Here is a 26,090-nt window from a genome sequence, read left to right as displayed (position 1 = left end):
CCCAGGCTCACCCGGCGGCTCCTGCGGAGCGCTGCGTGGAGAGCCGCCAACGCCGCACGGAGACGCTTCGGACGCTTCGTCCGAGGGCTGCGGCGGCTTCCTCGAGCGGGAGCTCGATCGCGATCGCGTCCTGATCGGGGGTCCAGGCCTTGCGCACGATCCCGTACCTGCTCTCGCGGCCCGGCTCTGGACGCCACGCGGCGACCGCTTCGGCCAGTCGGCGCTTGCGGCCGATGCACAGAGCGTCTGGCGAGTACCACGCCCAACGGGCGAGAGTGGCGGCGGCGACGTTCGCGACCATGATGTTCATGACGCCGTCACGGGTGTTGGGCTTGGCGCTCCTCCGAACGCCGCACACGTCCGCGATGACGGAGCAGAAGTACGCGGCAAGGGGCGGGCTCGCGGTGACCAGACTGATGAAGGGGGTCCCCGTCATCGTGAACCCCACTGACCCGTCACCGTCAAGGATTCCGCGCGTGTAGTCGGCTTCGGCGAACGGTGCAGGCGGCGGACCGATGGTCGAACTCTTGCGCCCCGGCGTCACACCGAGCGCAGCGAGCTCTCGCCGCGCGGTCTGGTCGAAGAACCCGAGCGTTGCGGACACGTGGTCCGAACTGAAGTTCGTCGTCCGGTGCCTGAGACGGACAGACGAGTAGCAAGGGAGCAGCGAGGAGATCCCCTCGAGCACGTCGCGGTCGCGCACAGCGAGTTCGAGAGTGATGCGGCCTTTGCGATCCGGGCTGCCGTCGTGACATCCGTCCGTCTGGAGCAGGCCGACGAGGTAGGCGATCTCCGGCCGTCGAGCATCCCAGAACATGCACAGAGCATTCCGGGAACCACCGACAGTGACAGCCGCGTGGAGCGTCCTTCGAGCGGGCTGCGCCGTGCCAAGCCGAGTGCGATCCAAGCCTGTGGTCTCTGTCGTGGGGCGGGCACGGCCTCCGGCGCGTCGTGGTAGCGCGGTGACATCAAGGGCGGTCGCGGGGGAGGCGGACCGCGACGGTGGTGCCGGTGGAGCCGGGTTCGTCCGCCGTCGCGGACGTCACGGTGATCGTGCCGCCGTGGGCGGTGACGATCGCGTCGACGATCGCGAGCCCGAGGCCGGTCGAGCCGCCGGTGCGGTTGCGGGCGTCGTCGCCGCGCGTGAAGCGGCGGAAGAGCGCCGGCCGCAGGGCTGCGGGGATGCCGGGGCCGTCGTCGGAGACGGCGAGCACGACGGCGTCGGCGTCCGTCGTGACCCGGACGTCCACGTGCGTGCCCGGCGGGGTGTGCCTGCGGGCGTTGGCGAGGAGGTTCGCCAGGACCTGGCGCAGGCTCGCCTCGTCGCCCGTCACCTCCAGGTCGACGGCGTCGTCCGGCAGGTCGTCCGGGTCCGGGGTGCCGGACGCCGGGTCGACGTCGAGGTCGCCCGCGCCGGGCAGGTCGAGCGCCCAGTCGTGGTCGGGGCCCGCGGCGTGCGCGTCGGTGACGGCGTCGACGGCGAGCGCCGCGAGGTCGACGGGCGCGCGGTCGAGGGGGCGGCCGGCGTCGAGCCGGGCGAGGAGCAGCAGGTCCTCGACGAGCCCGGTCATGCGGACCGCCTCGGCCTCGATGCGGTCGAGCGAGCGCGCGGTCGCGGGCGGCACGTCGTCGGGGGAGCGGCGCACGAGCTCCGCGTACCCGCGGATCGAGGCGAGCGGGGTGCGCAGCTCGTGGCTCGCGTCGGCGACGAACCGCCGCACCTGGGTCTCCGAGTCGTGGCGCGCCTGGAGCGAGGTCTCGACGTTCTCGAGCATGCGGTTGAGCGCGGCGCCCACCTGGCCGACCTCGGTGCGCTCGTCGGTGAGGTCGTCCGGGACACGGGGGATGGCCCCGATCTCGCCCTGCGCGAGCTCGAGCTCGGAGACGCGGCCCGCGGCGGCGGCGACGTCGTCGAGCGGGCGCAGCGAGCGCCGCACGAGCCAGGTGCCGAGGAGCACGGCCGCGAGGACCCCGGCGGCGCCGAGCGCGGCCTCGACGAGCAGGTACCTCTCGACGGTCGCGTCGACCTGGGCCGTGCTCGACGCGACGACGACGGGCTGCCCGTCCGCGGTGGTGCGGTGCACGGCGCGGAACGACCCGAGGTCGGGGAGGTCGACGTCGTGCGCGGCGCCGTCGGTCGGGACGTCCTCGAGCGCCGCGACCTGGGTGTCGTCGAGCGTCACGCGCTGGAGGCCGGGCGTGACGTACTCCGCGAGCACGAGCTCGCCGCCGTCGTACCGGAGCACGGCGCTGCCGGGGCCCGTGCCCGGGGGGAAGCGCGACGGGTCGTCGGGCCCGCCGGGTTCCGGCGCGGACGCGTCGCCGGTACCGTCCGGGGGCTGCGCGGGGCCGTCTCCGCGGGCGAGCCGGTCGCTCGCCTGGCGCAGCTCGTGGTCGACCTGGGCGACGAGCTGGGTGCGCAGCGCGATGGCGGACGCGACGGCGAGCCCGACGGTGACGAGCAGGACGACGGCCGCGAGCACGAGCACGAGGCGTCGGCGCAGGGCGGTGGGTCGACGCTCCGGCCCTGTGGCCGCCGGCCCGGTGGGGCCCAGGTCAGGCACGGGCGCTCTCCGCGTCGGGGGCGGGCTTGAGCACGTACCCGACGCCGCGCAGCGTGTGGATCATCGGGGCGCGCCCCTTGTCGATCTTGCGGCGCAGGTAGGAGATGTAGAGCTCGACGATGTTGGCCTGGCCCCCGAAGTCGTAGTTCCAGACGCGGTCGAGGATCTGCGCCTTGGACAGCACGCGGCGCGGGTTGCGCATGAGGTACCGCAGGAGCTCGAACTCGGTCGCGGTGAGCCGGACCTCCTCGCCCCCGCGCCGCACCTCGTGCGCGTCCTCGTCGAGCTCGAGGTCGCCGACGACGAGCACGGAGTCCTCGCGTCGGGCGTTCGCACCGCCGCGGCGCAGCAGCCCGCGCAGCCGGGCGACGACCTCCTCGAGGCTGAACGGCTTGGTCACGTAGTCGTCGCCGCCCGCGGTGAGCCCGGCGACGCGGTCCTCGACGGCGTCGCGTGCGGTGAGGAACAGCACGGGCACGTCGGGGTCGCGCTCGCGCAGGCGGCGCAGGACGGTGAGGCCGTCCATGTCGGGGAGCATGACGTCGAGCACGACGACGTCCGGCCCGGTCTCCCGCGCGGTGCGGATCGCGCCGTGCCCGTCGAGCGCGGTGGAGACGTCCCAGCCCTCGTACCGCAGCGCCGAGGTGAGCAGCTCGGCGAGGTTCGGCTCGTCGTCGACCACGAGCACGCGGACGGGGGAGCCGTCCGGGCGCGTGAGGCGCGGCTGGTCCGGGCGGCCGACGGGGGCGGTGGCTGCGGTCATGGCTCCAGGGTCGCGCGCGACGCGGAGGCGTGCCTGTGGTGACCCTGTGCGCTCGCTGTGCCCCGAGGCCGGCCCGGTCGACGCGCGGTCACCCGACGAGGGGTGGGTGAGAAACCGTGTCCGCGAGTCGTTGAAACCTTGACTTTTGTGCACCTGCCGTCAAAACTCGCTGCATCGGCAGCAGCCGACGTCCACGCACGCAGGAGTGCGCGCGTCGCCCCGTGGGGTCGCCGTCGGCGACCCTCCGGCTCGCGCTCTCGACGACGAGGGAGAAGCACGCATGGATTTGTTCAGCGGCATGACGTTCCGGCGGGCGGTGGCTGCGGCTGCCGCGCTGCCGCTCGTGGGCGGTGCCACGCTCATGACCGCGGGCCCGGCGGCCGCCGACGACGAGGACTACAAGATCCTCGTCGTCGGTGAGACGCTCGGCTTCCGCCACTCGCACATCGACGACACCACGCGTGCGCTCATCGAGCTCGGCGCCGACAACGGCTTCACGGTCGACGTGTGGGACCCGCCGAACAGCTCGGCGGGGTGGTGGGGCAGCGGCTCGCCCGGCCAGCCCGACCTGACGATGGACTCCTCGCCGTTCACGAGCGCCGAGGACCTCGCGCAGTACGCGACCATCGTCTTCGCGTCGCCCGTCGACAACACGAACTCCCTCAACCCGGCCACGCCGCGCCTCCTGGACGACGCCGAGCTCGCCGCGTTCCAGGGCTACATCCGGGGCGGCGGCGGGTTCGTGGGCCTGCACGCGGCGACGGACACGATGCACACCGTGCCCTGGTACAGCCAGCTCACGGGCGGCGGCGCGCGGTTCGTCAGCCACCCGCAGCAGCAGACGGCGACGATGCGCGTCGAGAGCCCGGGGCACCCCTCGACGGCGCACCTGCCCGCCGTGTGGGAGCGGTTCGACGAGTGGTACAACTACACGACCAACCCGCGCGAGGACGTCCACGTCCTCATCACGCTCGACGAGTCGACGTACAACCCGGGCAACAACGCGATGGGCGAGGACCACCCGATCGCGTGGTGCCAGAACTTCGAGGGCGGTCGCTCCTGGTACGAGGGTGCCGGGCACACCGACGCCTCGTGGACCGACCCGCTGTTCCTCGAGCACGTCCTCAAGGGCGTCGAGTGGACCGCGGGCGTCGTCGAGGGCGGCGGCAACTGCGTCACGTTCGGCGAGGTGGACGAGCTCGTGGCGGGCCTGAACACCTCTGCGGTGGGCGACGGCGTCATCGCCGGCGCGATCTCGTCGCTGCTCGGCAGCGCGCGCACCGCGGCCGACGCGGACGACCCCGCGACGGCCGTGCAGGTGCTCGGCGGCGCGCGCTCGCTCGTCGACCACCTGTCGGCGGCGGCGGGCGACCGCGCGCTGCTCGGCACGAAGATCGACGACCTCGTCGACTGGCAGTCCGCGCTGGTCGACGACGGCCCCGCGCTCGACCTCTCGGCCGAGGCCGAGCTGCGCACCATGGGCGGCAAGCAGTACCTCGCCGTCCGGGTGGTCAACCAGGACGACACGGCCGTGGACCTCGCGGTCACCACGCCGTACGGGACCAAGGAGTTCGCGGCCGTCGCGCCGACCAAGAACGCCTACCAGGCCTTCGCGACGCGCCTCGTCGAGGTGCCCGCGGGGCAGGTGACGGTCACCGCCACCGCCGAGCGCGACGGCGAGACGGTCACCGAGGAGCTCGTGGTCGACTTCGCCGGCACGGCCTGACACCTCCCCGGCACAGCACGCACGACGCCCGTCGCACCTCAGTGCGGCGGGCGTCGTGCGTGCTCCGGCGGATACACCGCCGGGCGTCCGCGGCTCGTCAGGCGAGCTGGAGCGTCGTGAGGCAGGTCGGGTCGTCGTCGCGCGTCGAGACGGTCGTGGTGCCGACCCGGCCGTCGTGCTCGACGCGCAGCTCCGCGTCGACGTCGCGCGGGAGCCAGTAGCCGACGAAGCCGTTGGCGCCGAGCGTCGTGTCCTCCTCGACGAGCACGTCGCCGGTGGCCGCATCGACCACGGTCACGGAGACCGGCTCGCCCGCGAGCTCGCCCTGGCACGTGGTGAGCGAGTGGTAGAAGCACTCGTGCGTCTCGTCCACGAAGGGCGCCACGGAGAGGTAGAACGTGTCCTCGGGCAGCGGGACCGTGGTCTCGTACGACTCGTCGGCGAGCACGAGCTCCGCCGCGCGGACGGAGGCCACGAGGTCGGTCGGCCGGTCGGCCGTCTCGAGCCCTTCGAGCCGGTCGACGACCTCCTGGCCGCTGAGCCCCGCGAGGTCGTGCCGGTCGAGCAGCGCGTCCAGCGCGGACGGCTCGGGAGACCCGCCGGAGCAGCCGGCGAGCACGAGGGCGGTCGCGGCCACGGCGGCCACGAGGGTCGGGAGGGCACGTCGTCTCATGCGCCGATCCTCTCAGAGCGCGACGCCGCGACCAGGGCCGGAGGTCCCGGGTGCGCCGACGGCCGGGACCCTGGCGGGCCCCGGCCGTGCGGGTGGCGGACGGCGTCGCGTCACGCGGTGAGCATCGCCACCGGGTTGTCGTGCGTGAGGCGCGCGAGCACGTCGCGCGGCACGCCGCGCGCCGCGAGCATCTCGGTGAACACCGTCGGGACGTAGGCGAACCCGTTGCCGCCGTGCTGCACCCACATCTGCTTGAGGAACACGTCGTGGCTGAGCAGCACCTGGCCCGCGTGACCGGCCTCGACGAGGCGCTGCACCGCGGTCGCGGTCGTGTGCGGGTCGGGGGACACCCCCTCCTTCGGGAAGGTGATGTCCATGCCGACCATGTCGAACTCGAGCCAGACGCCGCGCTCGGCCACGGACCGCTGGTAGTCCGGGTCGTCGGCGGACGGGTCCATGTGGCACAGCACGACCTTCTCGGGGCCCACGCCCACCTCGTCGAGCACGAGGTCGAGCACCTCGTGCGCGCGGCGCTGCCACCCGGGGAGGTGCACCTGGAGCGCGACGTGCGGGTGCTCGCGCTGGGCGAGGGCCGCCGCGCGCAGCGACGCGGCCTCGCCCGCGGTGAACGACGGCGAGACGCCGATCTCGCCGATGATGCCGGGACGCACGCCCGTCCCGCCGATCCCGTCGGCGAGCTCCGCGACGATCGCGGACGCCTGGGCGTCCACGGCCGCGGCGGCGATGCGGTCGCCCTCGAACTTCTCGAGGTACGCGCCGCAGCCCGCGACCACGTGCAGCCCGGTGCGGCGCGCGACCTCCGCGAGGCGCTCGGGGTTGCGCCCGATCGCGGCGCTCGACGTCGCGTCGACGATCGTGCGCCCGCCCAGGGCGGCGAAGCTCTCGAGCTCCGCCGCGACCGCGGCGACCGGCTTGTCGGCGATGTTGTCCGCGCAGCAGTACGGGTCCTGGCGCAGCGCCCAGGCGACCGACGCGGAGACCGGCGCCTCGACGACCGCCTCGGAGAAGCGGTAGCTCGGCGGGTCGAGCACCCCGGACAGGTCGTTGAAGAGGTGCTCGTGGGGGAGCGTGAGGCCGAGGTCCGCGGCCGCGGCACGGCCGGTGACCGTCTGGACGTGACCGGCGGGGGTGACGCTCATCGCGCGCTCGTCTCGCCGGCCTCGCCGCCCGCGACCGCCGCCGCGACGCCCGCGTCGGGTCCGTCGGGGCCGGTGGCGTCCGGGCCGTCGGCGTGCGCCGCCTTGCCGGACGGGATCATCCCGATCCCGGCGGCGACGAGCGCGATGACCGTGCCGATGACGGTCGCGACGTGCACGGTGTGGCCGAGCGCCGGGATCGCGGCGTCGAGGACGAGCGAGCCGACGAGCTGGCCCGCGACCGAGGCGAGGCCGAGAAGGAGCAGCCCGAGGCCGCGCACGAGGAGCGCCATGAGCGCGATCGACAGCAGGCCGAGCGGGCCGCCCAGGTACATCCACCACTCGCTCGGGAGCTGGAAGTCGACGCCGCCCACCGCCGCGCGCACCAGGTAGGCGATCAGCAGGGCGGTGAAGCCGACGAGGAAGTTCCAGCCGATCGAGACGAGCATCGACCCGGTGACGTCGGCGACGGCCGCGTTCCCGGCGGGCTGCCAGCCCGCGAGCAGACCGCCCACGAACGGCATGATCGCGAGCACGATCGTGTGCGGCACGGAGAAGCTCGGGGAGATGACGACGACGGTCGCCGCGATGGCGAGCGCCGCGCCGAGGAGGCGCGTCGTGGTGAGCGGCTGCTTGACCGACGCCGTGACGCCGAGGCGGTCGCAGATGACGCCCGAGATGACGAGGCCCGAGATGAGCGAGATCTGGAACGTCGCGACGCCGAGGACGCCGACCGTGACGCCCTCGGACAGGACGATGACGGCGCCGCACAGGCCCGCGAGGTAGTTCCACCACGGGATGGTGCGCGAGCGGATCAGGCCGGGGATCGCGAGCGCCTCGCGTCGGGTCGCAGGACGCGCGAACACGACGACGAACATGAGGACCAGGCCGGTCCCGAACGAGATGAGGGCGGCGGCGTGCCCGTCGCCGATCGTCTTGCCCAGCTGGCCGTTGACGGCCGCCTGCATGGGACCGAGGGCCCCCGCGAGGACGGTCGCGACGACGAGCAGGGCGGTCGCGGTGTCCTTGACCCTGCTGCGGCGGGCTGACGAGCTCACAGCACCTCCCTGAGTGCCGGACGGGGAACCGGTGGTCGCCGGCGTGGCGTGCTTCATTGCGTGACCGTGCCTTCCTCCGACGGTACGTCGGACTTAGCTGTGGAGCGGAATCCTGGTGCCCTCGGGGGCCAGGTCGGTGGCGCGCGGCAGGGAGTCGACGGCGCCGTGGCGGGTGGTGGTGGAGGCGGCGACGCGCGCCGCCCAGCGGGCGGACTCGACGAGGTCGCCGCCGTGGAGGAGGCCGTCCGCGAGCGCCGCGCAGAACGAGTCGCCGGCGGCGGTCGTGTCGACGGCGTCGACGCGCTCCGCCGGGACGGTGACGGGTGCGCCTCCTGCGGGGACGACGAGCGCGCCGTCGGCCCCGAGGGTGACGACGACGTCCCCGGGGTGGTCGAGCGCGCGCACCATGGCGAGCACGGCGTCGGTGCCGACGGGCTCGTCGCGCGCGCCGACGAGGGTCGCGAGCTCGAACCGGTTGGGCACGAGCACGCGGAACGCGGCGCGCACGTGGGCGGGCAGCGGCACGGCGGGCGCCGGGTTGAGCACGGTGGTCCCCGTCGCGGTGGCGGCGACGGCGCGCAGGGCGCCGAGCGGCGTCTCGCACTGGCACAGGACGGCTGCCGCGTCGCGCACGAGGTCGGCGCGCTCGGTGACGAACGCCTCGTCGACGACGGCGTTCGCGCCGGGCTCGATGACGATCGTCGACTCGGGCTGCTCCCACAGCACGACGGCGACCCCGGTGGGGCGGTCCGCCGTCGCGAGGCCGTCGAGGACGAGGCCCTCGACGGCGAGGCGGCGGCGGATCGCGCGGCCGTCGTCGTCGTCCCCGACGGCGCCGACCATGGCGACGCGGCGGCCGAGTCGGGCGGCGGCGACCGCCTGGTTGGCGCCCTTGCCGCCGGGGGAGCGGACGAGGCCCGTCGCGGAGACGGTCTCGCCCGAGCGGGGCAGGCGGTCGACGGTCAGCCTGAGGTCCATGTTCAGGCTGCCGACGACCACTACCTCGGGCGTCATCAGCCCGCGAGCCAGGTGACGGCCTGGCCGAACAGCGGGCCGTAGCCGGCCCAGTCCATGAACTCGCGCGGGGCCCAGTGCGGGGAGATGTCGGAGGCGAACGCGAGCGTGCGCCCCTCGCCCTCGGTCCGGACGGCGACGAGCGGACGGTCCTCGATGGTGGCGAGGACGGTCGCGTCGGTCTTGGCGGTGAGGCGCTGGTAGCCGAGGAGGATCGGCCACTCGCGGTCGAGGCCGGCGGTGACGGGGTGCTCGACGTCGGTCAGGGTGCCGCCGATGCCCTCCGGGGTCTCCTCGCGGTCGTCGTACGGGAGGATGTCGACGGGCAGGACGGCCTCGACGGCGGTGCCGTGGTAGTTCGCCTTGGCCTGGAAGCCCTGGAAGCTGAGGTACCCGCCGGCCATCATGAGGCCGCCGCCGCGGCGGACCCACTCGGCGAGGAGCTTGAGCCGGTTCGGGAACGGGCGTCCCTGGGAGAACACGACCGGGGGCAGCAGGAGCGAGTTGGCGCCGATGTCGGACAGGATCACGACGTCGTAGGCGTCGAGCTCGTCGAGCGTGGAGGGGAAGTCCTCGGCGACGAGGTGCGAGGGCAGGTGCGTGACCTCGTGGCCCTCGGCGGCCAGCGCCTCGAGCAGGCGCGCGCACCCGATCTCGAGCTGGGCGTGGGGGAACGCGTCGTACCCCTTGTAGTCGGTGGTCGCGTTGATCCACGACTCCCCGGCGAGCAGAACCCGGCTCATCCCGGCCTCCTTGCGATCAGGTCGCGCGGCGACGTCCTCGACGACTTTGCGCAACGTTGTGTAGCGTTGCGCAAGACCGTAGGGGGCGAGCGGCGCGGCTGTCAACACCGTGCGCGGCCCGACGCTCCCGGTAGAGTGCAAGGGATCTGGGGGACCGCCCCGAGGAAGGGGAGCCATGACGCTCACGCGTGTTGCGCAACGTGCCGGCGTGTCGGCCTCGACGGCGTCGCGCTACCTGCGCGGGCAGCTCAACGTCCAGCCGGAGACGGCGGCGCGGATCGACGCCGCGGTCCGCGAGGTCGGGTACGTCGTGCCCGCACCCGGTCCCGCCCCGCGCGAGGACGAGCGCCGCACCGGGGTGGTCGCGCTCGTCGTGCCCGACTTCGTCAACCCCTTCTTCACCGCCCTCGCCGAGGAGGTCGCGCGCCTCGCGGGCGACCGCCGCGTCCCGCTCGTCGTCGCGCTGTCGACGCGGCACGGCGACGCCGAGTCCGGCCTCGGCCAGCTCCTCGCGAGCGACGGCTCGCTCGACGGCATCGTCTACGTGGGGATGTCCCGGACCGACGACCGGCTCGCGCGCGCCGTCGCGGACGGCCTGCCCGTCGTCGTCATCGACGAGGAGGTCGACCTCGACCTGCCCGTCGAGACGATCACCGTCGACAACTACGGTGGCGCCTACCAGGCCACGAGCTACCTCGTGCAGCAGGGGCACCGGCGCATCGCCCACGTCGCCGGGCCCGCGGAGCTGTCCACGACCCAGGACCGCCTGCGCGGGTACGTCGACGCGATGCACGACGCCGGCCTCGACGTCGACCCGGACCTCGTGCGCCACGGCCCGTACACCGAGCAGTTCGGCGCCTCGACGTTCCCCTACCTCACGCGGCCCGGGAGCGCGCCGACGGCCGTCTTCGTCGGCAGCGACATCGTCGCCGTCGGGATGCTGGGTGCGGCCGAGCTGCACGGCATCTCCATCCCCGAGGACCTCTCGGTCGTCGGGTGCGACGGCATCCGCGTCGGCCAGTGGCTGCGGCCCAAGCTCACGACGCTCGAGCAGCCCGTCGCGGCGCTGGCGCTCGCCGCGATGGACGCGATCGAGCGCTCGATGACCGGCACCCGCCCTGCGGACCCGCCCGCGCGCACCGTGCTGCCGCTGCACCTCGTCGTGCGCGGCTCGGTCGCCCGGCCCGCGGACGCGTAGCGCGGCGGCTCGCGCGCCGACGGTCGCGAGCGGGAGCTACGCCGGGCGCGCGTCCGCGGCCCGGCGTGTCCAGCGCATCACGACGTACAGCGCCGCGCCGACGGCGAGCAGGATCCCCGCGCGCAGCCACGTCACGGCGTCCTGCTGCGTGAGGAGCAGGACGCACGACGCCACGCCCAGCACCGGCACGACCGTCGCGACACGGAAGTGCGGGGCGTCGACGGGGTCGCGCCGCAGCACGAGGACCGCGACGTTCGTCGAGGCGAACACGAGCAGCAGGAGCAGCACGACGGTCTCGGCGAGGCCCGCGACGTCGCCCGTGAACACGAGCCCCATCGCGACCACGGTCGTCACGACGATCGCGACCCACGGCGTGCGGCGGCGGGGGAGCACGCGCCCGAGCGTGGCCGGGAGCAGGCCCTGCTCGGCCATGCCGTACGCGAGCCGGCTCGCCATGATCATCGTGAGCAGCGCCCCGTTCGCGACGGCGATCAGCGCGACGAGCGAGAACACCCACGCAGGCACCGAGCCCTCGGCGTCGACGACCTCGAGCAGCGGACCGGTCGAGCCGGCGAGCGTCTCGGGGTCCACGACCGCGACCGCGGCGACGCCCACCGCGACGTACACGACGCCCGCCGTGACGAGCGCGCCGAACAGGGCGCGCGGGTAGGTGCGGCGCACGTCGCGCACCTCCTCGGCGAGGTTGGCCGACGTCTCGAACCCGACGAACGAGTAGTACGCGAGGATGGCGGCCGCGAGGACGGCGAGCGCCGGCGTCGTGCCCTCCGCGAACTGCGTGACGCGGCCCGGCGACCCCTCGCCGCGCCCCAGCACGACGGCGGCGAGCACGACGACGAGCACGAGCCCGGACAGCTCGATCGCGGTCATCGCGACGTTGGCGCGCAGCGACTCCTTGATGCCGCGCGCGTTGAGCGCCGCGACGACGGCGAGGAAGAGCACGGCCACGAGCCGGTCGGGCGCGTCGACGAACGTCGCGAAGTAGTCGCCGGCGAAGGCCAGGGAGAGGCCCGCGGCGCTCGTCACGCCCGCGGCGAGCATGGAGAACCCGACGAGGAACGACACGAGCGGGCTGCGGAACGCGCGGTCCGCGAACACGGCCGCGCCGCCCGCCTGCGGGTACTTCGTCACGAGCTCGGCGTACGACCCGGCGGTCAGCAGGGCGAGGCCGAGGGCGACGAGGAGCGGCAGCCAGACGGCGCCGCCCACCTCGCCGGCCATCTCGCCGACGAGCGCGTAGACGCCCGCGCCGAGCACGTCGCCGAGGATGAAGAGGTACAGGAGCCGTCCCCCGACCGAGCGGGACAGCTTCGTGTCCGGGTCGGTGGCCTGCTGCTGGGGTGCGGTCGGTGCGCTCATCGCGTCACCGTGCCACGACCCCGGGTCGCTCGCGCCGCGGGCCACCGTGCGAGCCCGCAGGAGGCGTGTGAGCGTGAGGTCTCCGGGTCCAGCCACGAGCCCGTCCGCACGAGCGCGACCGGCGGGACGGATCTGACGGATCGTCCCCGCGTGCCTGCGTCGCGCTCCGTCGCGAGGAGACGAGCATGAGCGACACCCCGGAGACTCCGAGCGCGGCCCGCACCGTGCGGCGCGCGGTCGTGCTGGGCGGTGCCGGCTTCGTGGGCAGTCACGTGTGCGAGGCGCTGGTGGGCCAGGGCGTCGAGGTCGTGTGCGTCGACGACCTGTCGACCGGTCAGTTGCGCAACCTCGACGCGCTGCGCGACGACGCGCGGTTCCGGTTCGTCGAGGGCGACGTCAGCGCCGGGATCGAGGTGCCCGACCCCGAACGGGTCGACCTCGTGCTGCACCTCGCGTCGCCCGCCTCGCCCGTGGACTACCTCCGGCTCCCGCTCGAGACCCTGCTCGTGGGGTCGGCGGGGACGCGTCACGGCCTCGAGCTGGCCGACCGGGCCGGGGCGCGGTTCGTGCTCGCCTCCACGTCCGAGGTCTACGGCGACCCGGAGGTCCACCCCCAGCGCGAGGACTACTGGGGCCACGTGAACCCCGTCGGCCCGCGCAGCGTCTACGACGAGTCCAAGCGGTTCGCGGAGGCGACCGCCGCCGCGTACCGGCGCAGCCGGGGCGTGGACACGGGGATCGTGCGGATCTTCAACACGTACGGGCCGCGGATGCGCGGGCACGACGGCCGCATGGTCCCGACGTTCGTCCGGCAGGCGCTCGCGGGGGAGCCGCTGACCGTCGCGGGCGACGGGTCGCAGACCCGGTCGGTGTGCTTCGTGGACGACCTCGTCGAGGGCATCCTCGCGTTCGCGCGCACCGACCACCCCGGCCCCGTGAACCTCGGCGACCCGACGGAGCTCACGGTCGAGCGCGTCGCGCGCGACGTGCTCGCGGCGACGGGGAGCGACGCCCGGATCGTGCACGTCGACCTGCCCGAGGACGACCCGCGCCGTCGTCGGCCGAACACGAGCCTCGCGGAGCGCACCCTCGGCTGGCGGGCCCGCACGCCGTGGACCGAGGGCCTCGCCCGGACGGTCGAGTGGTTCCGCACCGACGGTGGCGGCGAGACGCCCGTCGCCGTCGGGGTGGCGCGCGGCGCCGCCGCGGACGAGGGAGCAGACCCGGCATGAAGGTCTCCGTGCACGGCTGCGGCTACCTCGGCGCGGTCCACGCGGCGGCCCTCGCGCGCCTGGGGCACGAGGTGGTCGGCATCGACGTCGACCCGGCCCGCGTCGCGGCGCTCGCGGAGGGTCGGGCCCCGTTCTTCGAGCCGGGTCTCGCCGCGCTCCTCGCCGACCCGGGCGGGGCGGGGTCGCTCACGTTCTCGACCGACGTCGCGCACGCGGGCGTCGCCGACGTCCACTTCCTGTGCGTCGGGACGCCGCAGTCGGCGGGCAGCGGCGTCGCGGACCTGCAGCAGCTCGAGGCCGCGCTCGCGGCGCTGCGCCCGCACCTGCGCCCGGGGTCGGTGGTGGTCGGCAAGTCGACCGTCCCCGTCGGCACGGCCGCCCGGCTCGCGACAGACCTGCCCGACGGCGTCCGGCTGGCCTGGAACCCCGAGTTCCTGCGCGAGGGGCACGCGGTCGCGGACACGCTGCACCCGGACCGGCTCGTCTACGGCGTGCCCGACGACGGCGACGCGCTCGCCGAGCGTCTCGACGCCGTCTACGCGCGGCTGCTCGACGACGGCGTGCCCCGCCTCGTGACCGACCTCGCGACCGCGGAGCTCGCGAAGGTGGCCGCCAACGCGTTCCTCGCGACGAAGATCTCGTTCGCCAACGCGGTCGCGGAGGTGTGCGAGGCCGCGGGCGGCGACGCGGTCGCGCTCGTCGGCACCATGGCGCTCGACCGCCGGATCGGCGGCGAGTACCTCGGCGTGGGCCTGGGGTTCGGGGGCGGGTGCCTGCCCAAGGACATCCGCGCGTTCGCGGCCCGGGCGCGCGAGCTCGGCGTCGGCCCGGCGGTGTCGTTCCTCGCCGAGGTCGACGCCATCAACGACCGCTGCCGGGAGCGCGCCGTCGCGCTCGCGCGCACCGCGTGCGGCGGCTCCCTCGCGGCGCGACGCGTGGCGGTGCTCGGCGCCGCGTTCAAGCCGGACAGCGACGACGTGCGCAGCTCGCCCGCCCTCGCGCTGGCCCGGGCGGTCGCCGCGGAGGGGGCCGACGTCGTCGTCACGGACCCGCAGGCGCTCGCGCTCGCGCAGGCGGCCGCCCCCGAGCTCGGGTACGCGGCGGACGCCCGCGAGGCGGCGACCGGCGCCGACGTCGTGGTCCTCGCGACCGAGTGGGACGAGTACCGCGACCTCGACCCCGGCGCCCTGGCCGCCGTGGTGCGGGCGCCGCGCCTCGTGGACGCGCGCAACGCCGTCGACGGCGCGCGGTGGCGCGCGGCCGGGTGGGACGTGCGCTCGCTCGGGGTCTCCGCGCCGCGCGCGGCACGGCCTCAGTCGAGCAGCCCCACGGCGTAGCCCACGAAGAACAGGGCCGTCACGACGGCGACCACGCCGACGACCCCGATCCAGACCCACGGCACGGCCCGGTGCGGGCCGTGCTCCTCGTGGCCCTGCGGCGCGCTCACCTGGTCCTCCGCGGGCGGGGTCTCGCCGGGCTGCACGTCACCGCTCGCCGAGAAGTCGGCCGCGGACGAGCGGTGCGAGGCGTCCAGCGGGTCGGGGTCGGGGGAGGCAGGTCCGGTCATGGTGCGGTCCTTCCGTCGGTGCGGGGGTCGAGATCGAGATCGGGGGAGGTCATGCCTCGACGCTCAGGGCCTCGTCGCCCGCACGCATCTCGGCGGGTCCTGGGGCCCGGCGAGCAGCGACCGCGCGGCCGCGGCGACCTCCTCGACGGTGATGCGGTCGAGCGCCGGGTCGAGGTCGGCGGCGTGCGGGTCGCCGCGGTACCCGCCCGGCGCCCGGTCGCGCGCGTGCGCCGGCCCCTGCTCCGTGTCGCCGTGCCAGAGCACCGCGTGCCGCTCCGGGTCCACCGCCGGTCCCCACGTGGCGGGCGGCGTCGGGCCGAACAGCACCACGGACGGGGTGCCGTACGCGGTCGCCAGGTGAGCCACGCCCGTGTCCCCGCAGGCGACGAGCCGGGCCGTCGCGACGACGTCGGCGAGCGTCGGCAGGTCCATCGTGCCGGCGGTGTCGGTCACGCTGCCGGTCCCGTCCGGCGCCCCTGCGAGGCCGCCGAGGGCGGCGACGGCGTCGGCCACCACCCGCGCGCACAGGTCGCGCTCGTCGGGGCCGCCCGTGACGACGACGTCGTGACCGGCGGCCGCGAGGCCGCGCGCGACCGCGGCGAAGCGGTCCGCGGGCCAGCGGCGCGCGCCGGACGCCGCGCCGGGGTGCACGACGACGTGGCGCCCCCGCGACCCCGGCGGGTCGAGCCGCAGGTCCTCGCGCGAGCACGCGCCGCCCGCCGCGGTGACGAGCCGGCACCAGCGGTCGACCTCGTGCTCGTCCGGGTCCCAGCCCGGCCCGTCGACCCCCGCGTCGCCCGACGCGAACGCGACCACCCGCTCCGGGGCGGTGTCGAGCAGCACCCGGTGGCTCTCGGGGCCGCTGCCGTGCAGGTTCACCGCCACGTGCCCGACGGGGTCCGCACCGGTGAGCGTCCGCGCCTCCTGCGCCCAGACGAGCGGCTCGAGGCCGCGGGTCGGCACGACGCCGTCGACGAGGCCGAGGTCGTGCAGCCAGCCGCCGACCTGCGCGGGCGCGGCGAGGAGGACGCGTCGGCCGGGCCACGCGCGCCGCACGCCCCGCAGCGCGGGCACGGCGGTCAGCGCGTCCCCGAGCCCGAGCGCGCGCAGCACGAGGACGGTCCCCTCGTCCTGCCCCGCGAGCCCCGGCAGGTCGGGCGCCGGCTCCGTCGCGCCCGCCGTCACGGCCACGACGTCTCGCCGGACGCCATGACGAGCATCTCGCGGATCTCGCAGCCCACCGGCTGGCGCAGCGCCGTCACGACGGCGGCCGCGGTGGCGCGCGGGTCGTTGAGGTCGGCGTCCGGTCCCGGCTTGTACTGCTCGGTGCGGCCGTCGAAGAACGCGGTGCGCATCCCGCCGGGCACGAGGCACGTGACGCCGACGCGGCCCGCGAGCTCCGCCGCGAGGGCCTGGGAGAACCCGCGCACGGCGAACTTCGACGCGCAGTAGGCGGTCGCGTCCGAGACGCCCTTGAGGCCGAGCGTCGACGCGACCGTGACGACCGTGCCGCGGCGCTCCTCGAGGAACGGCAGCGCGGCGCGCACGACGGCGACCGTCCCGAACAGGTTGACCCGCACGACGCGCTCCCACGTCTCGACGTCGATCTCGTCGAGGCGCCCGCACGCGTCGGTGCCGGCGGCCGTCACGACGGCGTCGGGCGGCCCGACCTCGAGCGCGAGCCGCTCGACCGCGGCGGCCGCGGCGGTGGAGTCGGACAGGTCGACGACCGCGTGCGGCACGCCGTCGGCGGGCGCGACCCGGTCCAGGACGACCGGCTTGCCGCCCGCCGCCGTCACCGCCTCGACGAGCGCTGCCCCCAGGCCGCTCGCGCCCCCGGTGACGTAGACGGTGCCGAGCTCGCGGGGTGCCAGGGCGTCGGTCCGCTGGGCGGACGTGGTGGTGGTCATGCGGTGGTCTCCTCCGTGCGGGTGGGGACCCCGGGCGCGAACCGCCCGGAGCGTTCGAGGATCGAGGTCGTGGAACGGCCGTCGACGTAGGGCAGGACGACGACCCGGCCGCCGTGGCGCCGGACCGTCTCCGCCTCGGGGAGCGTCTCCTCCGTGTAGTCGCCGCCCTTCGCCCAGACGTCGGGGCGCAGGCGGTCGAGCGCGGCCCGCGGGTCGTCCTCGTCGAACACGACGACCGCGGCCACGCAGTCGAGCGCGGCGAGGACCCGGGCCCGGTCGGCCTGCCCGACGACGGGGCGCTGCGGACCCTTGAGCCGCCGCACGGACGCGTCGCCGTTGAGCAGCACGACGAGGTGGTCGCCCAGGCGCGCGGCCGCCTCGAGCGTCGCGACGTGCCCGGCGTGCAGGATGTCGAAGCAGCCGCCCGTGGCGACGACGGTGCCGCTCGCCGCGCGCAGCCGGGCGGCCACCGCCTCGGGTCCCTCGGAGCCCGGCGCGGGGTCGCGACCTGGCGCGCCGGAGGTCCCGGCGACGTCGGCCGCTCTGTCCGGCACCGGGTCCGGACCCCGGCCCGGCCCGCGCTCCCGGGTCGCACCCGGCGCGCGGCCGACGGGGGAGCCGGCCCGGCGCCGGTAGCCCTCCGCGCCGCCCGCCGCGACCCAGGCCGAGGCCGAGGCGACGGCGGCGACGACCGCCGGGACGAGCCCGTCGCCCCGCGCGAGCGCGACCGCGACCGTCGAGGCGAAACGGTCGCCCGCGCCGCACGGGTCGCCGTGCGCGACGGTCGCGGGCACGTACGCCGGCTCCCCGTCGGCGCGCGCGACGAACGCCCCGCGGTCGCCCGCCGTGACGCACACGGCGCCCACGTCCCACGCGGCCGCGAGCGACCGCGCGAGACCCCCGGGGTCGTCGGGCGTCGCGTCCAGGCCGAGCGCCTCCGCCGCGTCGAGCGCCTCCGCGAGGTTGGGCGTCACGAGCGCCGTCCCGGGGACCGGGGCGCCGCCGCGCGGGTGCGGGTCCCACACGACCGTCCCGGTGCGGGCCGCGTGCGCGAGCGCGTCGCGGACCGGTCCGGCGTGGGTCGTCCCCGCGCCGTAGTCGGACACGAGCACGACGTCCGCGCCCGCGAGCGCCGCCCGCGCCGCGCGCTCCGGCAGGTCGCCGGGCCGGGCGGGGCCGCCGTCGTCGACGCGCACGACGGTCTGGCCGCCGGAGCGCACGCGGGTCTTGCGCCGCGTCGTGCCGACCTGCGGCAGGGCGACGACGTCGAGGTGCGGGCGCAGCAGGCCCCGCAGCTCGGAGCCCGCGTCGTCGTCGCCGAACGGCGCGACGAGGCGCACGCTCGCGCCGTCGGCGGCGAGGAGCGCGGTCAGCCCCGCGCCGCCCGGGCTGCGCCGGACGCCGAGCGTGTCGACGACGGGCACCGGGCCGTCGGGGGAGAAGCGGGTGACCTGGCCGTCGACGTCACGGTCGAGGAGCACGTCCCCGACGACGACCACCTGCGGTCCGGTCGCCGCCGCGGAGGCCGGTGCGGGTGCCGGGGCCGGCCGGTCCTCGGCCGACCCGGCGCCCGGGAGGTCCGCCGCGGCGCGCGCCTCGCGGTGACGCACGTGCGCGTCGAGCGCGGCGCACAGCGCGTGCACGACGACGAGGTGCAGCTCCTGCACGGACGACGTCGACGCGCCGCGCAGGGCGAGCGCGTCGTCGCACGCGGTGGCGAGCGCGCAGTCCCGCGGGCCGGTGAGCGCCCACGTCGTGAGGCCGAGCGCACGCGCCCGGCGAGCTGCCGCGACGACGTTCTCGCTCTCGCCGGAGGTCGACAGGAGCACGAGCACGTCGCCCGGGCGCCCGTGCGCGGCGACCTGGCGCGCGTACATCTCCGCGATGCCGTAGTCGTTGACGATCGCCGTGAGGCTCGACGTCTCCGCGTGCAGGCTGATCGCGGACAGCGGGGTCCGCTCGCCGTCGAAGCGGCCCACGAGCTCGGCGGTGAGGTGCTGTGCCTCGGCGGCGCTGCCCCCGTTGCCTGCGACGAGGAGTCGCCCGCCCGCGAGCACGGTGTCGGCGAGCCGCGCGCCCCACGCGTCGATCCGGCCCGCCTCGGCGGTGAGCAGGTCGAGACCGTCGTGGAGGTCGTCGGCGTGCGCGCGCAGCCAGCGGCGCGCGGCGTCGTGCGGTCCGGCACCGTGCGCGTCCGCGGGCCCGTCCCTGTGCTCGGCAGCGGGCCCGGTCCACGGCGCGGTCACGGTGCGCTCACCGCCCGCAGTGCGGTGCGCCCGGCCGCGACGGGCCGGGCCCGGCCGCGCTCGGTGCGCCGGGCCGAGGCGACGCGCTCGTAGGACTCGACGGTGCGCTCGGCGACCGTGACCCAGCCGTACAGGTGCTCGGCGCGCAGCCGCGCGGCCGAGCCGAGGCGCTCCGCGAGCGCCGGGTCGTCGGCGAGGCGGCGCAGCGCGGCGGCGAGCGCCCCGGCGTCGCGCGGCGGGACGAGCAGGCCCGTGCGCCCGTCCACGACCGAGTCGAGCAGACCGCCGACGGCGGCGCCCACGACCGGGCGCCCGCACGCGGCGGCCTCCAGCGGGACGATCCCGAAGGGCTCGTACCAGGGGTCGCACACGACGGCGTCCGCGGCGTGCATGAGGTCGCGCACGTCGTCCTGCGTCACGCTGCCCACGAACCGGACGCGGTCCGCGACGCCGACCGCGACCGCGACGGCGCGCAGCCGCAGGACCTCGGGGTCCTCGTCGAGCGCGCCCGGCGCGGGGCCGCCCGCGACGACGAGCTCCGCGCCGGGCAGCTCCGCGAGCGCCTCGATGACCGTGTCGACGCCCTTGCGCTCGACGAGGCGGCCCACCGAGAGCAGGCGCAGCGTGCCGGGCTCGCGGTGCGGGTGCTCGGTGCGGTCCGGGTCGGGCAGGAAGCGGCCGAGGTCCACGCCGCACGGCACGACGTCGATGCGGTCCGGGTCGGCGCCGAGCGCGACGAGCTCGGCGACCTCGTCGGCGCACGTCGCGACGATCCGGTCGACCGCGCGGCACAGCAGGCGCTCGCGGGCCACGCGCTCGGCGGGGCTCGTGTCGTGCGCGCCCTGGTGGCGGCGCTTGACGGACCCGAGCGCGTGGAAGGTCTGCACGAGCGGGACCCCGAGCGCGGGAGCGGACAGCAGGCCCGCGATCCCGGACATCCAGAAGTGGGCGTGCACGACGTCGGGCCGGGGCCCGGGCTCGATCCACCGCCGCAGGAGGTCGGCGCCGAACGCGTCCATGTGGGGCAGGAGGTCGTCCTTGGGCACGGGCACGGGCGGACCGGCGTCCACGTGCACGACCTCGACGCCGCGCGCGAGCGGGACCCGCTCCGGGAGGGACGCGTCGTCGCGGCGCGTGAACACCTCCACACGGTGGCCCTGCGCGCCGAGCCGCGTGGCGAGCGACGCGACGTGCACGTTCTGCCCGCCCGCGTCGACGCCGCCCAGGGCGGCGAGGGGGCTGGCGTGCTCCGAGATCATCGCGATCTTCATGAGGTCACCTCCGTCAGGACCGTGTCCCAGCGCCGCAGGAACGCGGCGTGGGAGTAGTGCTCGAGCACGTGGGCGCGGGCCGCCCGGCCGTGCTCGCGGGCGTCGTCGCGGTCGGCGAGCCAGCGCCGCGCGGTCGCGGCGAGCTCGTCGGGACGGGCGCTGAGGAGTCCCGCGGCCGGGGGCACCGCGACGGGCGCCTCGGTGGTCGGCAGCGCGAGCACGGGCATCCCGAGCGCCATCGCCTCCAGCAGGGAGAGCCCGAGGCTCGTCCAGCGGTAGGGGTGCAGGTAGGCGCGCGACGTCGCGAGCCGCGCGTGCATCGCGGCCTGGGGGACGTCGTCGTGCAGGCCGTGCGGGAGGTCGTGCGGCAGGTCGTGCGGCGCGGCGCCGGGCGCCGCGAGGTGCTCGGCCAGCTTGCCGACGCCCATGCCGTAGACGTCGAGCGGCACGTGCCGCCCCAGCGCGACGAGCACGTCGGTCCCGGCGACGCGCCAGCGCCGCACCGGCTCGTTGACGACGGCCCCGACGCTCGCCCGCTCCCCGGTGTACAGGGAGCCGGGGTCGGGGATGCCGTGGTCGACGACGAGCGTGCGCGCGTCGCCCGTGTCCCACATGAGCGCGTTGAACGCCGTGACGTGCACGATCGGCACCAGGCCCTCCTCGACGACGTCGAGGTCGGCGAGCGGGTGCCGGGTCGCGGCCGCGTGGCCCGTCGGGGCGTTGTGCTCGACGTAGACGGCGGGCACGTCGCGGCCGGGCACGAGCCCGGTCCAGCGCCGCAGGAGCTCGACCTCCTCGGGGCGCTGGAGCACCACGACGTCGATCGCGCGGTCCGCCGCGAGATCGGCGAGCTCGTCCGGCGCGACCTCGCGCGCCCCGGGCGGCCAGTCCCAGGTGCGTGCGCGACCGCGGCCGTCCGGCCCGCGGTCGGGGACGACCGGGACGAGGTACTCGTGGCCGCCGGCGACGAACGACGTCGCCCACGACCCGTGCACGTGCCACACGAGGATCCTCATCGGGTCACCCCCACGGTCCGCGGCAGGGCGGCGCCCGGCTCGGGCATCCCCACGGCGTGCGGGGAGGCGAGCCGGTCGACGGCCGTGACGACGTCGGCCGGGTCGACGTCGAGGCACGGGTGGTCGGGCACCGGGCACAGCCGGGCCCGCGTGCCGCGGCACGCGGCCTCCTGGTCGCCGAGCAGGACGGTCGGCACGCCCCACGGCGCCCACCGCCCCGCGGGGACCACGGGGGCGAAGAGGGACACGACGGGCGTGCCCACGGCGGCGGCCAGGTGCGCGGGCCCCGTGTTGCCGACGACGACGCACCGAGCGGCGGCGAGCACCGCCGCGAGACCCGCGAGGTCCGTGCGCCCCGACAGGTCCCGCGCGCACCCGGCGGCGCCGTGCGCCGCGAGGTCGGCCTCGCCCGGTCCGCCCGTGACGACCACCTCGTGGCCCGCGCGCACCAGCGCCGCGACGACGTCGCGCGCACGGTCGGGCGCGGGTGCCCGCGCCGGGACGGACGCGCCGGGGTGCACGACGACGTAGGGCCCCGCGGGCACGAGCGGCGACACGTCGGGCAGCGGCTCGCGCACGCGCAGCCGGTCGCCGTCGGGCGGGGCGCCGAACCCCGCGGCGCGGACGAGGTCGAGCGCGGCCTCGACCTCGTGCAGGCCGTCGGGGCGGGTGTGCCGCACGTCGAGGAGCGAGCCCGGGTAGTCCTCGCTCACCGCGGCGACGCGCCCGACGCCCGCGACCTTGAGCAGCATCGCCGCGGGCAGCGGGCTCTGGTGGAACGAGGTGAAGACGACCGCCGCGGCGTAGCGCCGCGCGGCGAGCGTCGCGACGAGGTCGAGCACGCTCCCGCGGTCGACGGGCGGGGGCCGGTAGCCGGACCAGGGGGCGTCGAAGACGAGCACGTCGCGCACGTCGGGGAGCAGCAGGGCCGCCGCCCGCCCGGCCGGGGCCGCCAGGACGTCCACCTGTCCGCCGTCGCGCGCGGCCGCGTGCGCCATCGCCCGGATCGCGGGGCCCGTGAGCAGGACGTCGCCGTCGCTGTCGAGGCGCACGGCGAGCACGTCGGCGCTCATGCCGCACGCCCCTCGTCCGGCGTCGCCGCGGGCGCGCCGGGTCGGGACGCCCCAGCTGCATCCGCGCCGGGGGAGGACCCGGCGGCGTGCGCCGGGGACGCGCCGGGCAGGCGGTCGTCGAGCGCGCGGACCGCGGCGGCGAGGTCCGGCGCGACGCACGGGGCGGCGGCGACCTCCTCGGCGCGCGTCACGGGCGTCGGCACGAGGACCGGGGTCGCGCCCGCGGCGAGCGCGGCGCCCACGTCGGCGCCGATGTCGCCCACGACGGCGCACCGCCACGGCTCGACGCCGAGGTCGGCCGCCGCGGCGAGCACGAGGCCGGGACCGGGCTTGCGGCACGCGCACGCGTCGTCCGGCGCGTGCGGGCACACCTGCCACGTGTCGAACGGGCCGAGCAGCTCCTCGACGCGCGCGTTCACGGCGTCGACCTGCGCGCGCGTGAGCAGCCCGCGCCCGACGCCGGACTGGTTGGACACCACGCCGAGCCGGACCCCGCGGGCGCGCAGGTCGTCGAGCACGGCGGGGGCGCCCGCCAGGGGGCGCACCGCCGCCGGGTCGCCGTTGTACGGGACGTCGTGCACGAGCGTGCCGTCGCGGTCGAGCAGGACCGCAGCGAGCGGCGGGGGCCACGGCTCGAGCCCGCGCCGGGCGGCGACCGCGCCCGCGACGCGGTGCCGCACCGCCGCGAACGGGATGGCGGCGCTCGTCCAGGCCATGCGCCGCAGCTCGGGCCCGAACACGTCGTCTCCCGGTCGCGGCCCCGGTGCGAGGCGGCGCCCGAGGAACTGCGCGGTGAGGGCCGCCCACCCGAGCGCGCCGAGCACCGCGACGCGCGGGCGCCGCGCGACGAGCCCGCCGACGCCGACCGCGGCGGCGGCGACGGTCGCGACGTGCCACGCGAGGCGACCGCGGCCGGTCTCGGCGCGCTCGCGCCACCCCGGTCCGTGCAGGGCGCGGAACGTCGCGTCGTCGCGGGTCCCGGCCTGCACGCGCAGGCTCACCGCGTCGTCCGTGGGGCGCACGGGGTGGGTCGTCGTGCGCGTGCCGCGCACGAGCTCCCAGCCCGCCTCGCGCACGCGCAGCGCGAGGTCCGCGTCCTCGCGGTAGGCGCGGGGGAAGCGCTCGTCGAACCCGCCGACCTGCTCGAGCGCGGCGCGCCGGTACGCCATGTCGGCGGTGGCCCACGCCGCGCGCTCGAGCCCGGCGGTCCCGCGCTCCCAGTCCGTCGGACGGCGGTGCGCGGGCAGCGGGACGTGCAGGCGGCCCTGCACGCCGCCGGTGCGGGGCGTCGCCGCCGCGAGGTCCTGCGCGAGCAGGCGCGCCCACCCGGCGGGGAGCTCGACGTCGTCGTCGAGGAGCACGACCCACGGCGCGGTCGTCGAGCGCCACCCGGCGTTGCGCGCGGCGGCAGGCCCCCGGCCCCCGGTGCGCACGACGCGCGCGCCGAGCGCACGGCCGGCGTCCCCGAGGTCGAGCGGGTCGGGCACCGGGTCGGTCGTGCCGGGCCGCGGCAGCCGCCGGTCGTCCGCGACGACGACCTCGGCCGGCCCGGGGGAGTCCGGGCCGTCGGCCTGGGCGACGAGGGTCTCCAGGAGCCGGTCGAGCGACGGGCGGCCGATCGAGGGCACGACGACGGCGTACGGCACCGGGGGTGCGGGGCGGCCCGCGGGCGCGCTCACGCCGTCGCCCCGGACGGAGCCGCGAACACGTCGGGGCGGCGCACGAGGTGCGGGCCGAGCACGAGCGCGTCCACGGGGGCGGACCCGAAGAGCTCGAGCGCGTCGCGCGGGTCGTCGACCATCGGTCGGCCCGCCGTGTTGAGGCTCGTGTTGACGACGACCGGCAGCCCGGTCAGCTCCTTGAACGCCCGGATCGTCGCCTGCAGGCGCGGCGTCGACCCGTCGACGGTCTGGATGCGTGCCGTCCCGTCGACGTGCACGACGGCCGCGATCCGCTCGCGCCACGCGGGCGCCACGTCGTGCACGAACAGCATGTACGGGCTCGGGACGGGGCCGCCGGAGAAGATCTCCGCGGCGTCCTCGAGCAGGACCATCGGCGCCACGGGCCGGAACTGCTCGCGGCCCTTCACGTCGTTGAGCCGCTCCAGGTTCTCCACCGGTCCGGGGTGCGCGAGCAGGGAGCGTTGCCCCAGCGCGCGCGGGCCGAGCTCGGCGCGGCCGTCGAACCACGCCACGACGCCGTCGTCCGCGAGGATCCGCCCGACCTCGGCGGGCAGGTCGTCGGGCGTCGTGAAGGGGACCTGCGCGGTGCGCAGCCACCGGGCGAGCGCCTCGTCGCCCCACGCGCGGCCGAGCGCCGCCGAGCCCATCGGCTCGACGGTGTCGCCCGCCTCCGCGGCGAGCTGGAGCGCCGCGCCCAGCGCCGTGCCGGCGTCGCCCGCCGCGGGCTGGACCCAGACCTCCGCGAACGGCGACTCGCGCCAGACCCGCGAGTTCGCGACGCAGTTCAGCGCCGTGCCGCCCGCCATGGTCAGCACGCGGTCGCCCGTCTGCCCGTGGAGCCACGTGGCGAGGTCGACGAGCACCTCCTCGAGCCGCGCCTGCACCGACGCCGCGAGGTCGGCGTGCTCGGCCCGGCCGCCGTGCGCGGTGCCCCACGTGCCGTCGTCCGTGCGGCGCGGCGCCCAGCGCTCCCAGTCGGGCACCTCGGCGACGAAGCCGCCGTCGCCCGTCGCGTGGAGCACCTCGCGCAGGTCGTCGAGGAAGCGCGGCTCGCCGTACGACGCGAGCGCCATGACCTTGTACTCGTCGCTCGACCGCAGGAAGCCCAGGTGCTCGGTGAGGGACTCGTAGACCAGCCCGAGCGAGTGCGGCAGCTCCTGGCTCGCGAGGACCTCGAGGCGGCCGTGGTCGTAGCGGCCCGCGAGGTGGGACGAGCGCTCCCCGCGGCCGTCGAGCGACAGGACGCTCGCGACCGGGAACGGCGACGCCAGCGCGGCCGACGCCGCGTGCGCGACCTCGTGCGGCACGAACCGCACCGTCGAGGGGGACAGGCCCGGCAGCGCGGTGGCGAGGAACTGCGGCGCGCGCTCGGCGTACTGCACGCGCAGCCAGTCCCACGGGTCCGGCAGGCCCATCTCCTCGGCGGGCTTGGCGAGCGCCGGGTCGAACGAGTACGCGACGGCGTCCAGGTCCTGGGGGCGCAGCCCGCCCTCCTCGAGGCACCAGGCCATCGCCTTCTCCGGGAGCTCCCACGCCGCGAACGGCAGCGGGCGCTTGCCGTGCTTGCGCCGGGAGAAGCGTTCCTCCTCCGCGGCGGCGACCACCCGGCCGTCGACGACGAGGGCGGCGGACGGGTCGTGGAACAGGGCGTTGACTCCGAGGACGCGCATGGGCTGCGAGCCTTCCTCGTTCGGGTCAGGCTCGTGGTGCGCCTCGAGAAAGGGGGCACTCGACCTGGCACGTGCGGGTCGGCTCTGCTGCAACCCGACTTCACCCTGACCCGGAGAAGCGGCTCTCGCACGCCGACGTCGCACCGACGG

General features: G+C 76.4%; 22 protein-coding genes. 4 read left to right on the top strand and 18 right to left on the bottom strand.

The window, feature by feature from the left end; translation table 11 throughout:
- Window positions 1–7: 7 nt before the first annotated feature.
- The 3 genes from ACZ4MO_RS17195 to ACZ4MO_RS17185 all read right to left on the bottom strand — a co-directional run bounded on the left by ACZ4MO_RS17195 (window position 8) and on the right by ACZ4MO_RS17185 (window position 3,327).
- On the bottom strand, window positions 8–817 hold the full coding sequence (locus tag ACZ4MO_RS17195; protein ID WP_175009840.1) for a hypothetical protein: 810 nt from the start codon (window positions 815–817) through the stop codon (window positions 8–10).
- A gap of 151 nt (window positions 818–968) precedes the next feature.
- Window positions 969–2,564 (bottom strand): ATP-binding protein, encoded by a 1,596-nt coding sequence (locus tag ACZ4MO_RS17190; protein ID WP_175009839.1) that lies wholly within the window; start codon window positions 2,562–2,564, stop codon window positions 969–971.
- Window positions 2,557–3,327 (bottom strand): response regulator transcription factor, encoded by a 771-nt coding sequence (locus ACZ4MO_RS17185; RefSeq protein ID WP_074806958.1) that lies wholly within the window; start codon window positions 3,325–3,327, stop codon window positions 2,557–2,559. The genes ACZ4MO_RS17190 and ACZ4MO_RS17185 overlap by 8 nt, the downstream gene beginning before the upstream one ends.
- A 280-nt stretch (window positions 3,328–3,607) precedes the next feature.
- On the opposite strand from ACZ4MO_RS17185, the gene ACZ4MO_RS17180 reads away from it, so the two are divergent.
- On the top strand, window positions 3,608–5,053 hold the full coding sequence (locus tag ACZ4MO_RS17180; protein WP_175009838.1) for a ThuA domain-containing protein: 1,446 nt from the start codon (window positions 3,608–3,610) through the stop codon (window positions 5,051–5,053).
- Window positions 5,054–5,150: 97 nt separating this feature from the next.
- On the opposite strand, the gene ACZ4MO_RS17175 is transcribed toward ACZ4MO_RS17180, so the two are convergent.
- The 5 genes from ACZ4MO_RS17175 to ACZ4MO_RS17155 all read right to left on the bottom strand — a co-directional run bounded on the left by ACZ4MO_RS17175 (window position 5,151) and on the right by ACZ4MO_RS17155 (window position 9,698).
- Window positions 5,151–5,726, bottom strand: coding sequence for a CueP family metal-binding protein (locus ACZ4MO_RS17175; RefSeq protein WP_085387812.1), 576 nt, complete (start codon window positions 5,724–5,726; stop codon window positions 5,151–5,153).
- A 110-nt stretch (window positions 5,727–5,836) separates the two neighbouring features.
- Window positions 5,837–6,886: a phosphotriesterase family protein gene (locus ACZ4MO_RS17170; RefSeq protein WP_175009837.1), complete on the bottom strand. Its 1,050-nt coding sequence runs from the start codon at window positions 6,884–6,886 to the stop codon at window positions 5,837–5,839.
- Entirely contained in the window at window positions 6,883–7,941 is a 1,059-nt protein-coding gene (locus ACZ4MO_RS17165) for a DMT family transporter (RefSeq protein ID WP_209829779.1), read from the bottom strand. The genes ACZ4MO_RS17170 and ACZ4MO_RS17165 overlap by 4 nt, the downstream gene beginning before the upstream one ends.
- 93 nt (window positions 7,942–8,034) lie before the next feature.
- On the bottom strand, window positions 8,035–8,955 hold the full coding sequence (locus ACZ4MO_RS17160; RefSeq protein ID WP_074806947.1) for a ribokinase: 921 nt from the start codon (window positions 8,953–8,955) through the stop codon (window positions 8,035–8,037).
- Window positions 8,955–9,698, bottom strand: coding sequence for a glutamine amidotransferase (locus ACZ4MO_RS17155; RefSeq protein WP_175009835.1), 744 nt, complete (start codon window positions 9,696–9,698; stop codon window positions 8,955–8,957). The genes ACZ4MO_RS17160 and ACZ4MO_RS17155 overlap by 1 nt, the downstream gene beginning before the upstream one ends.
- A 175-nt stretch (window positions 9,699–9,873) precedes the next feature.
- On the opposite strand from ACZ4MO_RS17155, the gene ACZ4MO_RS17150 reads away from it, so the two are divergent.
- On the top strand, window positions 9,874–10,896 hold the full coding sequence (locus ACZ4MO_RS17150) for a substrate-binding domain-containing protein (RefSeq protein WP_175009834.1): 1,023 nt from the start codon (window positions 9,874–9,876) through the stop codon (window positions 10,894–10,896).
- Window positions 10,897–10,932: 36 nt separating this feature from the next.
- Here the strand turns inward: ACZ4MO_RS17150 and ACZ4MO_RS17145 are convergent, their stop codons facing one another.
- On the bottom strand, window positions 10,933–12,273 hold the full coding sequence (locus ACZ4MO_RS17145; protein WP_114553582.1) for an amino acid permease: 1,341 nt from the start codon (window positions 12,271–12,273) through the stop codon (window positions 10,933–10,935).
- Window positions 12,274–12,458: 185 nt separating this feature from the next.
- Between ACZ4MO_RS17145 and ACZ4MO_RS17140 the strand changes: the two genes are divergently transcribed.
- Complete coding sequence (locus ACZ4MO_RS17140; protein WP_175009833.1) at window positions 12,459–13,505, top strand: NAD-dependent epimerase/dehydratase family protein; 1,047 nt, start codon at window positions 12,459–12,461, stop codon at window positions 13,503–13,505.
- Window positions 13,502–14,842 (top strand): nucleotide sugar dehydrogenase, encoded by a 1,341-nt coding sequence (locus tag ACZ4MO_RS17135; RefSeq protein ID WP_175009832.1) that lies wholly within the window; start codon window positions 13,502–13,504, stop codon window positions 14,840–14,842. The genes ACZ4MO_RS17140 and ACZ4MO_RS17135 overlap by 4 nt, the downstream gene beginning before the upstream one ends.
- On the opposite strand, the gene ACZ4MO_RS17130 is transcribed toward ACZ4MO_RS17135, so the two are convergent.
- The 9 genes from ACZ4MO_RS17130 to ACZ4MO_RS17090 all read right to left on the bottom strand — a co-directional run bounded on the left by ACZ4MO_RS17130 (window position 14,818) and on the right by ACZ4MO_RS17090 (window position 25,940).
- The gene (locus tag ACZ4MO_RS17130) at window positions 14,818–15,072 is read right to left on the bottom strand and encodes a DUF6480 family protein (protein WP_043654002.1); all 255 of its coding nucleotides are present in this window, start codon (window positions 15,070–15,072) and stop codon (window positions 14,818–14,820) included. The two genes, ACZ4MO_RS17135 and ACZ4MO_RS17130, sit on opposite strands and share 25 nt — an antisense overlap.
- Window positions 15,073–15,135: 63 nt before the next feature.
- On the bottom strand, window positions 15,136–16,263 hold the full coding sequence (locus tag ACZ4MO_RS17125) for a glycosyltransferase family 9 protein (RefSeq protein WP_255437357.1): 1,128 nt from the start codon (window positions 16,261–16,263) through the stop codon (window positions 15,136–15,138).
- Window positions 16,254–16,982 carry an SDR family NAD(P)-dependent oxidoreductase gene (locus ACZ4MO_RS17120; RefSeq protein ID WP_175009831.1) on the bottom strand — a complete coding sequence of 243 codons (729 nt, stop codon included), beginning with the start codon at window positions 16,980–16,982 and terminating at the stop codon, window positions 16,254–16,256. The genes ACZ4MO_RS17125 and ACZ4MO_RS17120 overlap by 10 nt, the downstream gene beginning before the upstream one ends.
- Entirely contained in the window at window positions 16,979–19,228 is a 2,250-nt protein-coding gene (locus tag ACZ4MO_RS17115) for a PfkB family carbohydrate kinase (RefSeq protein WP_175009830.1), read from the bottom strand. The genes ACZ4MO_RS17120 and ACZ4MO_RS17115 overlap by 4 nt, the downstream gene beginning before the upstream one ends.
- Window positions 19,225–20,499, bottom strand: coding sequence for a glycosyltransferase (locus ACZ4MO_RS17110; protein ID WP_175009829.1), 1,275 nt, complete (start codon window positions 20,497–20,499; stop codon window positions 19,225–19,227). The genes ACZ4MO_RS17115 and ACZ4MO_RS17110 overlap by 4 nt, the downstream gene beginning before the upstream one ends.
- Entirely contained in the window at window positions 20,496–21,515 is a 1,020-nt protein-coding gene (locus tag ACZ4MO_RS17105) for a glycosyltransferase family protein (protein ID WP_175009828.1), read from the bottom strand. Before ACZ4MO_RS17105 ends, ACZ4MO_RS17110 begins: the two co-directional genes overlap by 4 nt.
- Window positions 21,512–22,588 (bottom strand): glycosyltransferase family 9 protein, encoded by a 1,077-nt coding sequence (locus ACZ4MO_RS17100; protein ID WP_175009827.1) that lies wholly within the window; start codon window positions 22,586–22,588, stop codon window positions 21,512–21,514. The genes ACZ4MO_RS17105 and ACZ4MO_RS17100 overlap by 4 nt, the downstream gene beginning before the upstream one ends.
- Complete coding sequence (locus tag ACZ4MO_RS17095) at window positions 22,585–24,267, bottom strand: HAD-IIIA family hydrolase (RefSeq protein WP_342779610.1); 1,683 nt, start codon at window positions 24,265–24,267, stop codon at window positions 22,585–22,587. The genes ACZ4MO_RS17100 and ACZ4MO_RS17095 overlap by 4 nt, the downstream gene beginning before the upstream one ends.
- Window positions 24,264–25,940: a carbamoyltransferase C-terminal domain-containing protein gene (locus ACZ4MO_RS17090; RefSeq protein WP_175009826.1), complete on the bottom strand. Its 1,677-nt coding sequence runs from the start codon at window positions 25,938–25,940 to the stop codon at window positions 24,264–24,266. The genes ACZ4MO_RS17095 and ACZ4MO_RS17090 overlap by 4 nt, the downstream gene beginning before the upstream one ends.
- Window positions 25,941–26,090: the final 150 nt, after the last annotated feature.

It is taken from the genome of Sphaerisporangium cinnabarinum (assembly GCF_055567015.1).
The sequence above is the reverse complement of the archived record's forward strand: the minus strand, read 5'-3'. Positions and strand labels throughout refer to the sequence as shown.

Coding starts and splice junctions, on each gene's coding strand:
- ACZ4MO_RS17110 (WP_175009829.1), bottom strand. CDS start 20,499: ATGAAGATCGCGATGATCTCGGAGCACGCCAGCCCCCTCGCCGCCCTG.
- ACZ4MO_RS17145 (WP_114553582.1), bottom strand. CDS start 12,273: ATGAGCGCACCGACCGCACCCCAGCAGCAGGCCACCGACCCGGACACG.
- ACZ4MO_RS17130 (WP_043654002.1), bottom strand. CDS start 15,072: ATGACCGGACCTGCCTCCCCCGACCCCGACCCGCTGGACGCCTCGCAC.
- ACZ4MO_RS17155 (WP_175009835.1), bottom strand. CDS start 9,698: ATGAGCCGGGTTCTGCTCGCCGGGGAGTCGTGGATCAACGCGACCACC.
- ACZ4MO_RS17175 (WP_085387812.1), bottom strand. CDS start 5,726: ATGAGACGACGTGCCCTCCCGACCCTCGTGGCCGCCGTGGCCGCGACC.
- ACZ4MO_RS17105 (WP_175009828.1), bottom strand. CDS start 21,515: ATGAGGATCCTCGTGTGGCACGTGCACGGGTCGTGGGCGACGTCGTTC.
- ACZ4MO_RS17090 (WP_175009826.1), bottom strand. CDS start 25,940: ATGCGCGTCCTCGGAGTCAACGCCCTGTTCCACGACCCGTCCGCCGCC.
- ACZ4MO_RS17170 (WP_175009837.1), bottom strand. CDS start 6,886: ATGAGCGTCACCCCCGCCGGTCACGTCCAGACGGTCACCGGCCGTGCC.
- ACZ4MO_RS17185 (WP_074806958.1), bottom strand. CDS start 3,327: ATGACCGCAGCCACCGCCCCCGTCGGCCGCCCGGACCAGCCGCGCCTC.
- ACZ4MO_RS17160 (WP_074806947.1), bottom strand. CDS start 8,955: ATGACGCCCGAGGTAGTGGTCGTCGGCAGCCTGAACATGGACCTCAGG.
- ACZ4MO_RS17150 (WP_175009834.1), top strand. CDS start 9,874: ATGACGCTCACGCGTGTTGCGCAACGTGCCGGCGTGTCGGCCTCGACG.
- ACZ4MO_RS17100 (WP_175009827.1), bottom strand. CDS start 22,588: ATGAGCGCCGACGTGCTCGCCGTGCGCCTCGACAGCGACGGCGACGTC.
- ACZ4MO_RS17195 (WP_175009840.1), bottom strand. CDS start 817: ATGTTCTGGGATGCTCGACGGCCGGAGATCGCCTACCTCGTCGGCCTG.
- ACZ4MO_RS17135 (WP_175009832.1), top strand. CDS start 13,502: ATGAAGGTCTCCGTGCACGGCTGCGGCTACCTCGGCGCGGTCCACGCG.
- ACZ4MO_RS17180 (WP_175009838.1), top strand. CDS start 3,608: ATGGATTTGTTCAGCGGCATGACGTTCCGGCGGGCGGTGGCTGCGGCT.
- ACZ4MO_RS17120 (WP_175009831.1), bottom strand. CDS start 16,982: ATGACCACCACCACGTCCGCCCAGCGGACCGACGCCCTGGCACCCCGC.
- ACZ4MO_RS17140 (WP_175009833.1), top strand. CDS start 12,459: ATGAGCGACACCCCGGAGACTCCGAGCGCGGCCCGCACCGTGCGGCGC.